The organism is Acinetobacter sp. V89_7 (genome assembly GCF_029967895.1).
Lineage (GTDB): Bacteria > Pseudomonadota > Gammaproteobacteria > Pseudomonadales > Moraxellaceae > Acinetobacter > Acinetobacter soli.
Genome location: NZ_JASCAJ010000012.1, coordinates 1 through 1,965 on the forward strand (window position 1 = coordinate 1; position 1,965 = coordinate 1,965).

Genomic DNA, 1,965 nt, shown 5'->3' on the forward strand with positions numbered 1-1,965 from the left:
TGGTGGAGACTAGGAGAGTCGAACTCCTGACCTCCTGCGTGCAAAGCAGGCGCTCTACCAACTAAGCTAAGTCCCCAGCTTATATCATTAATGTATCTTTCTGCCGTAGACTTGGTGGGTCTGACAAGACTTGAACTTGTGACCCCACGCTTATCAAGCGTGTGCTCTAACCAACTGAGCTACAGACCCTCAGATACATCTTAGAAGAACAACTTGTTGTGGATTCTTACCGGCCAATCAATCTTTCGTTAAGGAGGTGATCCAGCCGCAGGTTCCCCTACGGCTACCTTGTTACGACTTCACCCCAGTCATCGGCCACACCGTGGTAACCGCCCTCTTTGCAGTTAGGCTAGCTACTTCTGGTGCAACAAACTCCCATGGTGTGACGGGCGGTGTGTACAAGGCCCGGGAACGTATTCACCGCGGCATTCTGATCCGCGATTACTAGCGATTCCGACTTCATGGAGTCGAGTTGCAGACTCCAATCCGGACTACGATCGGCTTTTTGAGATTAGCATCCTATCGCTAGGTAGCAACCCTTTGTACCGACCATTGTAGCACGTGTGTAGCCCTGGCCGTAAGGGCCATGATGACTTGACGTCGTCCCCGCCTTCCTCCAGTTTGTCACTGGCAGTATCCTTAAAGTTCCCATCCGAAATGCTGGCAAGTAAGGAAAAGGGTTGCGCTCGTTGCGGGACTTAACCCAACATCTCACGACACGAGCTGACGACAGCCATGCAGCACCTGTATGTAGATTCCCGAAGGCACCAATCCATCTCTGGAAAGTTTCTACTATGTCAAGGCCAGGTAAGGTTCTTCGCGTTGCATCGAATTAAACCACATGCTCCACCGCTTGTGCGGGCCCCCGTCAATTCATTTGAGTTTTAGTCTTGCGACCGTACTCCCCAGGCGGTCTACTTATCGCGTTAGCTGCGCCACTAAAGCCTCAAAGGCCCCAACGGCTAGTAGACATCGTTTACGGCATGGACTACCAGGGTATCTAATCCTGTTTGCTCCCCATGCTTTCGCACCTCAGCGTCAGTGTTAGGCCAGATGGCTGCCTTCGCCATCGGTATTCCTCCAGATCTCTACGCATTTCACCGCTACACCTGGAATTCTACCATCCTCTCCCACACTCTAGCCAACCAGTATCGAATGCAATTCCCAAGTTAAGCTCGGGGATTTCACATTTGACTTAATTGGCCGCCTACGCGCGCTTTACGCCCAGTAAATCCGATTAACGCTTGCACCCTCTGTATTACCGCGGCTGCTGGCACAGAGTTAGCCGGTGCTTATTCTGCGAGTAACGTCCACTCATCTTGGGTATTAACCAAAAGAGCCTCCTCCTCGCTTAAAGTGCTTTACAACCATAAGGCCTTCTTCACACACGCGGCATGGCTGGATCAGGGTTCCCCCCATTGTCCAATATTCCCCACTGCTGCCTCCCGTAGGAGTCTGGGCCGTGTCTCAGTCCCAGTGTGGCGGATCATCCTCTCAGACCCGCTACAGATCGTCGCCTTGGTAGGCCTTTACCCCACCAACTAGCTAATCCGACTTAGGCTCATCTATTAGCGCAAGGTCACAAGTGATCCCCTGCTTTCTCCCGTAGGACGTATGCGGTATTAGCATCCCTTTCGAGATGTTGTCCCCCACTAATAGGCAGATTCCTAAGCATTACTCACCCGTCCGCCGCTAAGTGATAGTGCAAGCACCATCACCCCGCTCGACTTGCATGTGTTAAGCCTGCCGCCAGCGTTCAATCTGAGCCATGATCAAACTCTTCAGTTAAAATCATTTTGCACCTTATTTATAGACAAGGTGCCAATTCTGGCTCATCAATTTCCTGACTTAAATTTCGCTCAAATAAACTTCGAGTAATTTAAACCAATCAATTAATGATAATATATATCGATTAATCAACCAGTAAAAATCCACACAAGTTGTTCTTCTATTCTCTTAATGATC

The 1,965-nt window shown here is 50.1% G+C and carries 2 tRNA genes and 1 rRNA gene; all 3 read right to left on the reverse strand.

The features are described 5' to 3' along the window. The 3 genes from QLG00_RS01205 to QLG00_RS01215 all read right to left on the reverse strand — a co-directional run bounded on the left by QLG00_RS01205 (position 1) and on the right by QLG00_RS01215 (position 1,788). Positions 1 to 76: transfer RNA gene (locus QLG00_RS01205), tRNA-Ala, on the reverse strand. A 36-nt stretch (positions 77 to 112) separates the two neighbouring features. Next, a tRNA-Ile gene (locus QLG00_RS01210) sits at positions 113 to 189 on the reverse strand. A gap of 60 nt (positions 190 to 249) precedes the next feature. Continuing rightward, positions 250 to 1,788: ribosomal RNA gene (locus tag QLG00_RS01215) — 16S ribosomal RNA — on the reverse strand. Positions 1,789 to 1,965: the final 177 nt, after the last annotated feature.